7 protein-coding genes and 4 pseudogenes are annotated in these 7,227 nt (G+C 47.4%); 3 read left to right on the forward strand and 8 right to left on the reverse strand.

The genetic code is table 11. From position 1 onward, the window contains the following. The 4 genes and pseudogenes from ACN0TT_RS20260 to ACN0TT_RS20275 all read right to left on the reverse strand — a co-directional run. Positions 1-862: pseudogene (locus ACN0TT_RS20260) on the reverse strand (IS5 family transposase); the annotation flags it as partial. Between the two features lie 243 nt (positions 863-1,105). Further along, complete coding sequence (abiEi, locus tag ACN0TT_RS20265) at positions 1,106-1,642, reverse strand: type IV toxin-antitoxin system AbiEi family antitoxin (protein WP_417763932.1); 537 nt, start codon at positions 1,640-1,642, stop codon at positions 1,106-1,108. Between the two features lie 330 nt (positions 1,643-1,972). Continuing rightward, positions 1,973-2,104, reverse strand: a complete 132-nt coding sequence (locus ACN0TT_RS20270; RefSeq protein ID WP_417763933.1) for a hypothetical protein — start codon at positions 2,102-2,104, stop codon at positions 1,973-1,975. A gap of 153 nt (positions 2,105-2,257) precedes the next feature. After that, entirely contained in the window at positions 2,258-2,443 is a 186-nt protein-coding gene (locus ACN0TT_RS20275) for a hypothetical protein (RefSeq protein ID WP_417763934.1), read from the reverse strand. 155 nt (positions 2,444-2,598) lie between these two features. On the opposite strand from ACN0TT_RS20275, the gene ACN0TT_RS20280 reads away from it, so the two are divergent. Next, entirely contained in the window at positions 2,599-2,934 is a 336-nt protein-coding gene (locus tag ACN0TT_RS20280; protein ID WP_417763935.1) for a helix-turn-helix domain-containing protein, read from the forward strand. A gap of 163 nt (positions 2,935-3,097) precedes the next feature. Next, a pseudogene (locus tag ACN0TT_RS20285) lies at positions 3,098-3,467 on the forward strand (integrase core domain-containing protein); the annotation flags it as partial. A gap of 566 nt (positions 3,468-4,033) precedes the next feature. Here the strand turns inward: ACN0TT_RS20285 and ACN0TT_RS20290 are convergent. The 4 genes and pseudogenes from ACN0TT_RS20290 to ACN0TT_RS20305 form a co-directional block, all read right to left on the reverse strand. After that, positions 4,034-5,011 (reverse strand): deaminase, encoded by a 978-nt coding sequence (locus ACN0TT_RS20290; RefSeq protein ID WP_417763936.1) that lies wholly within the window; start codon positions 5,009-5,011, stop codon positions 4,034-4,036. 41 nt (positions 5,012-5,052) lie between these two features. Then, positions 5,053-5,592, reverse strand: coding sequence for a hypothetical protein (locus ACN0TT_RS20295; RefSeq protein WP_417763937.1), 540 nt, complete (start codon positions 5,590-5,592; stop codon positions 5,053-5,055). A gap of 55 nt (positions 5,593-5,647) precedes the next feature. Next, positions 5,648-5,833 carry a hypothetical protein gene (locus ACN0TT_RS20300; protein WP_417763938.1) on the reverse strand — a complete coding sequence of 62 codons (186 nt, stop codon included), beginning with the start codon at positions 5,831-5,833 and terminating at the stop codon, positions 5,648-5,650. 563 nt (positions 5,834-6,396) lie between these two features. Further along, positions 6,397-6,659: pseudogene (locus tag ACN0TT_RS20305) on the reverse strand (IS5/IS1182 family transposase); the annotation flags it as partial. Between the two features lie 281 nt (positions 6,660-6,940). Here ACN0TT_RS20305 and ACN0TT_RS20310 point away from each other — a divergent pair. Further along, positions 6,941-7,227, forward strand: a pseudogene (locus ACN0TT_RS20310) (hypothetical protein); the annotation flags it as partial.

Here is a 7,227-nt window from a genome sequence, read left to right on the forward strand (position 1 = left end):
CACCAAGCTCCAGCCAGGGCTTCGGCAACCTGGCCGTTGTAACTGCGAAGGCTGAGCTTCGTGCTGATAAGTTGCTTGTAACGGGACATCGCCGTTTCCGCTTTTGACCGTTGGTGATAACCGCTTTCCCTTTTCCACTCGGCTAGTTGCCCGGCTTTCAGTGCCGGGACAGCGTCGTTTCGTGGATGCCCTTCCTCCCAGAACCCCGCCGTTTTGCGCAGAGGTATGGTTGCCTTAGCGCCCTTCTTTTGCAGGAGTCGGTGGCAGGCAGGCCTTGCTGTCGTAAACCCAGTCGGCGCTGACCTGCTCGATACGGCGGTGCAGCGGGTTGAGCAGGTAGGGCAAAGTCTCGCTGTCCCCGACGTTTTCCAGGCCCACTTCGGCAGCAATGGCTTCAGTCCACCGCTAAGTGCAGCTTACGTCACACCCGGTGCTGTTTCTGGCCGTACTTACGCTGCTTTCATTCGCCTTCGCCAAAGACTTTAGGCAGGTAGCATCGATAACCAAGTGGGCTACAGCCCCTTGCGGGGTAGGCGGTACTGGATGCCGACTGTCTTGGCGCGCTTACTGATACAACTGTAACTGGGCGAGGTCAGTGGAATTTTCATCAACTGAAACAAGGAATTGATAAAGCCTTCCAGGGCCCGCAAGGGCAGTTTGAATAGCGCTTTGGGCATCAAGGCGGTTTCGATAGCGGTGTCGCTGTACTCAAGACTCCTGCCCCGCTTGCTGTGGTACTGTGATGCTATAGGCAATACCAGTTGGTGATGGCGGTCTTATCCATCCAAAATCCCAGCAAGCCTCGATTGATTAACCCGCGGTTGTACGTTGCCCAGTTGCTGATTGGGTGGGCCTTTCCCATGGGTTACTCCCCTTCGATATGTCGGGGATCAGATCACAGCCAAGCGTAATGGTTCAGTGGATTTGGGAAACAACACCCAAGTCCGTTAAAGCGAGTGAAGTCCACCATGCATCTAGGCGGCTTGATAGCTGTGCTGAGTAGTAGATCACCTTGGGCAATCCATGAAGCCCTGCTTTCCCGGACTGTGGCAACATAGGATCGCTTACAACTAGGAGCAGTTATTTAGTCTGCAATACAATGAACTCAATCTATATCGGTTAGTTCAGTTTCACTGATCAAATGAGTGTTGCGCCCTACGCGTTTCAAGTCGCGCACGGCCGCTAACTTCGTCGCCATTGGCAGTGGCCGGCCAACGTCTACGGTGGAATCCAGCACAGTCGCAACATCGCGGGCGGTATGTGTGAATTCAATAACACCGAATGGCGTGTCGAACTCTCCCGGCACCCCGGTGGTCATGATAGTGATCCGGTCGAGAGGAATTTGGGAGATCACACCATACTCTGACAAAGCGGATTCCAGGCTGACATAACAGTAGTCACAGCGCCGCAATACAGCTGCAATGCGCTCAATGGTGTAACTCCCCAAATGCTGGGAGTGCATAAACACAAAGACGCCGTTGGCTGCGCGGGAAAGAATGCGGGCTCTGACCAGCCTTTTCAGCGTGCTTTGCAGTGTGTTGCCTGACTCATCAAACAGCGCTGCTAAGTCAGAAAGGCTGTAAACGTATTTCAATTCGCGATCAAATCGCAGCAGGCGCTCAAGTGCACTGGACTGCTTCATAGCTCACCATAAGTCACTCATTTTAGTTCAAGGAAGCCAAGTAGATGACTAAACAAAACTGTGCCTTGAATGAAATCAAGTGCCATAAAATAGTTCACAAATGGACTAAAAGCATCTAGATAAAACAGCAGTCATTTGGTCGTTTAAGGTGATGATATCTGCAACCCGCCCATACAATGTCCTTATTGATGACGTAGGCTAGGCTGGGTAAACGACTAACACGAACCAAGCCTATTCCAGAATGAAGGGGCGACTTCAGAGCGGCCCCGGCCGGCACTTTTTGCGCCAGCCTATAATGGCTCTAAGGTGCTACCGGAACATTTTTTGGCTTCACAGAATGACGTTTTTTAGGCTGATGATCTCCATCACTTCATTCTTGGTAGCCTCAATCACTTTATTCCATTTGTTTAGCTGGGTGCCGGCGGCGCAGGCACCAAAATCCACGATTTCGAAAATCTGCATTGGGTTAACCTGTCACCGCTCTCCTACACCGCCTGACCTCTCTCGCCCGCCCGAGCACGGCAGCTTTCTTAAGCAGCCTAGGAGCTGCAGGAAACTGGGAAGCCAACACTTCGACTAGCCGCTCAAGTATCACCCCATATTGACGCTCCTGCATTACGCTGCACACGGGCTAGCCAAATAGATCATGTTTTCAGTAAACGCCTGAAGTACTTGTGGAATCAGGCGATCAAACGTCATCACTAGCACACACTCAGCATGTAAATCCCCAAAGCTCTCTTGCACCTCCTCTGGGGTACCGGAAAAAACTGAATCCTCGGTATGGCCTACAACTACGCTCATGTTTACCCTCACATTGAGGCTATTTAGGTTATGGTTGTTGCACAGTACCTCTAAGATTTTGGGTGTTATGAATTCATCTGAGGCACTAGATAAGTGCTAATATTTTTGGTCTTAACTCTAATCATCGCCGTTAAAATGAAAATTTTAGGTATTGAATGGAAATCACGAACACCACCTCAGTTCCAGTAATCCAGCATGAGTTGGGTAGTCGCCTCAAGCGCGCCCGGCTCAATAAAAACTGGGGGCAAAAGTATGTCGCGGAGGTAAGCGGACTCAGTCCCTACCTCATCGGCCAAGTCGAGAAGGGGGAGGGCACTATGGAGGCCTTAATCTGCTACCTCAAAGCCCTTGGCATGATAGAAGCCATATCCAGTTTCATACCACCCACAACAGCATCCCCCATCCAATTAGCAAAGCTCGAGGGTAAAGTTCGCAAGCGCGCTTCTGGAAGTGGTGAAAGCGATGGAAAGCACAGGGAGATGGATTGGTGACACGAGTCTTTTAGGTGGAACCAACGTAGTGGTCTACTAAAAATTGGACACCGATTTAGGTGGTAGAGTCACCACCTTAGATGAGGCGTTTGATGGAACGGCAATGACGTACTTTTACCCCCGAGTTCAAGCTGGAAGCCAGCTAGTCTGGTGCTAGACCAGGGCTGATCCCATCAGCCAATACGCCAGCCGACTGTTTCGGCAACGGCTATGGCGTTACCGGATGAGCCAGAGCATGAGCCGGCGGGGCAACTGCTGGGATAATGCGCCGATGGAAAGGTTGTTTCGCAGCCTAAAATCTGAGTGGGTACCGACTATTGGCAAGGTGAGCCTGGCCCACACCAGCCGAGACATCAGCCATCTATCTGATGGGTTACTACAACTGGCAACGGCCACATCAACATAATGACGGAGTTCCTCAGGCTAAAGCCGTGGCGCAACTTAATTTACTATCTGGAAATTGTTGGCCACTACAGTGGAAGCCTATTGTCGTTAGGGATAGTCACAACATACCCCCATGTAGTACCTCATAGAAAATAGTCATCTAAGTAGTGTCGTTCTGATGGAGCGATGGCACTTCAGTCTCGTCCCATATCTTCCACTTCTGATGGTCCACTCTGGTTATGTGAAACTTTTTCTCTTGGATGTCGGTTCGACATCAGGAGTGAACGGCACTCAAACCCGTATCACAGCAGCAATGGTGAAACTTTATTTTCACTGCATACAAGAGGCCTGGATTGTTATCCACAGTTATGGTGAAACTTTATTCAAACAGTCATGGTGACCAACATATTCAGATCAATGAGTTAGGTCTGCTGAAATGATGACACTTTATTTTCATTCTACACCCGTCCTCCAGAACCGGACCTTCTCTATATTTATAAAGGTCCGGTGATCGAATATTAAGCATGGCGAGAGTATTTTTTGATTAAATTTTTAATTAAACCTTCAGGATTTCTTATACAGAAGTGAAAGGGTCTAGGGAATAATAAGTCATTAAAATTAAGATTAAACGTAGCCAACTGTATTTAGAAAAAACAAGATATAAAGTGATCACGGTGTAAGCGCTTGATCACTTTATATTTAGTTGAATTATAATTTAATCACGTAATTCTGGAACTTTATCTTCAACAGTGCCAACTACTTTTAATTCATAATCGACATATCCATCAAGATATTGAGTGTCGACGTGATAAGAATCAACGATGGATGTAAATATCGCTTTTCCTTTGCCATCTTTCCTTGGTGAATGGAACCCAAAGAATTTTGTATACCTTTTTGGTGATACACCTTCAAAGTTTTCAAATAGAACTTTACCTTCTGAATTTCCACTCTCCGGATGGCAGATGGAATCACTGTGAAGATCTAAAGCAAGACTTTTTTCATAAGGTTCAATGTAAACAACTCTTTTTATTCCAGAGGCGACTATGTGTCGAGCACAGTTGTGGCAAGGGTATGTTGTACAATAAAGAGTTTTACTAATGGTGCTATTTGTCGAGCTCCTAGCCATAGCCATAATAGCCGCCATCTCTGCATGTATCGCTCTTGAGTACTCTATTATTGATTTTGCTTTTGATTCTTCCAGCAATCGCTTTGCAATCTCAGCCCTATTTTCTATCTTGAATTCAGCCAGGATGTTCTCAAATTCAAGCTCTAAATGGCTTTTATGGAGATCGTTGTAGCATTGACCGCCACCCATATTGTAGCAGCGCAGATCTTTATTTGACTCGGCATTATACAATCCCCCACCACTCTTAGGGACATCGTTACATCCTGTCGATAATATGTTGCCATCGTCGTCCATAATAGATGCCCCAACTTGCCTTGAAAGGCAAGCTGATTGCAATGCTGCAGATTGCGCGCTATATAATCCAATTTCATCGTTGGTTGGAGTTATTCTATTCGTCCCATGAACTAACTTAATAAATCGTTCCACAGAGGCATTTATTTTCTCTGTTACATCGACATTTCTTATAAAGTAATCTGCTCGATGAAGGCACTTTTCTACGTGCTGCTCATGATGATGTTCGCTTTTTCTATCGCGAGAGATTAGCTTGTTTGCAAGCTCTTCACTCATCGGCTCACGTTTTAAGTTATCTCTTCTCTCAGTCTCAGTTCTTAGTAGGCCGAGTAAGTAAAAATTGTTTCTATATACTCTTCTTGGAAGAGTTTTATTTCGTCAGGGTTCTTAAACTGATCAACTATGTAAGCTGCTTTTTTAGTATTCCTTACTGCGGCATCTGCCTTCCCATTCCCAAATTTTTCATTTCTTAGTATAGCGATTTGTCTTATGGCAAGTTCTGCAACGATGCTATTTTTATATTTTTTACGTAGAGCATCACCCAAATCTTGTAGACGAGTGTACCGAACATAGCCTCGAAGTTGAGCAACTTCGTCATGACAATTAGAAAGGGTAGAGATCAACTCACTAAGCTTGATATGTTCAACGTGGTAGCTGTGCTGCCTAAGTTGGTTTTCGAGGGTAGTTCTAAGGCTTTCTACCCCAGAACCAACTGCACCGCATAGGCCAATTACAAGTTCTTGAGAGCGACGTTGTTGTATCGCCTCAATTGGTAGTTGAATATCTTGGCCTTGAGGGTCATTTGATGGAGAGTGGTTAGTTGGTATGACTTTAGCTTCGGAGGGTAGAGCAGACATCTGATAGTCCTTAACCAGAGATTATGACTATCAGATTATAAGATGGATTACTAAATCACCAACCTAAGTTTTTTGCGGCCGCGCGTACTCTGCGCTTCGCTTCATCTTGGCGTTTCTGCTTCTTGGCATCATCAAAGGAAAGGATTTTAGATGAAGATGATGACCCGAATGACGCGGAATCATGAGACAACTTCTCAAACTGAGCAGTCTCGTTCAAAAACACCTTCACTTTAGGCGTCATCCTTAGCTCCCCACCAATGTGTTAGTTCCACCCACCAAAAATGCGCGGGAATTATATAAAAAGTGCTAAGTTTTTCAAGCAAACTTAGCACTTAGCAGGACAACGTATAGCACACTAAATTTGTGCTGTAAATCTACATCCTGTTAGTTTGCGATAGAGTATGCTTGGTGAGTTTTTGTTTTTATCTATTTGTTTTTTAAGTTATTTTTTGTTTGCAGGTGCTGGTCGAGTTCGAAGTTCTGGGTTAGGAAATTAGCAAAAGACATTCGCTACGGAAGATGCTTTCTAGGGAGATGCAAGGATTAGATACCCCCCATCTGAAATAACGGCCTCTTTCTTGTTTGTTAATTTTTCGGTCACTCTTCCTACGATTGAATCCGCCATTGTGCGAAACCTTCCCACCAGGTAAGCCAGTGTTGCCGGTGCCCCATTGCGACGAAGTGCTGGCCCCGTGCTCTACACCTTGTCGCGGCGTTGTTTCCTAAATCTGACAAGCAAACGTAGTCCCCTAAAGGGCTTGCTACCCTTAGCTTGCCAGCAGGCGTTCGGGCATGCCTAAGGTCAGCATTTTGCCCAGCCAGGGCTTCGGCAAACTGGCCGCTATAACTGCGAAGGCTGAGCCTCGCGCTGATGAGTTGCTTGTATAGCGACATCGCCGTTTCCGCTTTTGACCGTTGGTGACAACCGCTATCCCTTTTCCACTCGGCCAGTTGCCCGGCTTTCAGTGCCTCCACGGCGTCGTTTTGCGTGGCGGGATGGTTGCATTAGCGCCTTTCTTTTGCAGGAGTCGGTGGCAGGCTTTGCTGTCATAAGCCCCGGTCTCGCTTGCCGTGGTGCTGGGGGCAATACCCATTGGCGATGGCCACCTTATCCATCCAAAAGCCCAGCAACGCTTGTACTCAGCCCAGTTGCTGATAACGTGCTTGGCCTTGCCCATGGGTTTGCCCCCCTTCGATATGTCGGGGATCGGATAACAGTACGCGGATTGGTGCAGTGGATTTGGGAAACAACGCCGGTTTACTTTATTAGCATTGGTTGTTTGTTGTACGCAGTAATGTGCGACAAAATACGAAGGTCATGGATGAATATCTTCAAGGAACCGAAGCTATGGACGAGCGCTATCTCTATGTTTCCCCTCTTCCCCATCTGGTAAGGCCGAGCGATCCGACTGCGTTGGAGCTGGTGATCCACCGCTTTGAACAAGAAGCGGCAACGCATCACTATAAACGTGCCCTATTGGCGCAAGCCAAGGCCGGCAGTAAAGAGGCCGCATTACAGAAGCAGGCGCTGGACCGGGACTGGGAACACTTGCAGTTCCAACGGCGAAAGCTGGCTGCCCATGCCCAGTTGCAAAGTGATTTGGATGCGTATCGCGAAGATGCCAAAGCCAGTGA

The sequence above is a fragment of the Shewanella sp. genome, from assembly GCF_048265805.1.
In the GTDB taxonomy this organism is placed as follows: domain Bacteria; phylum Pseudomonadota; class Gammaproteobacteria; order Enterobacterales; family Shewanellaceae; genus Shewanella.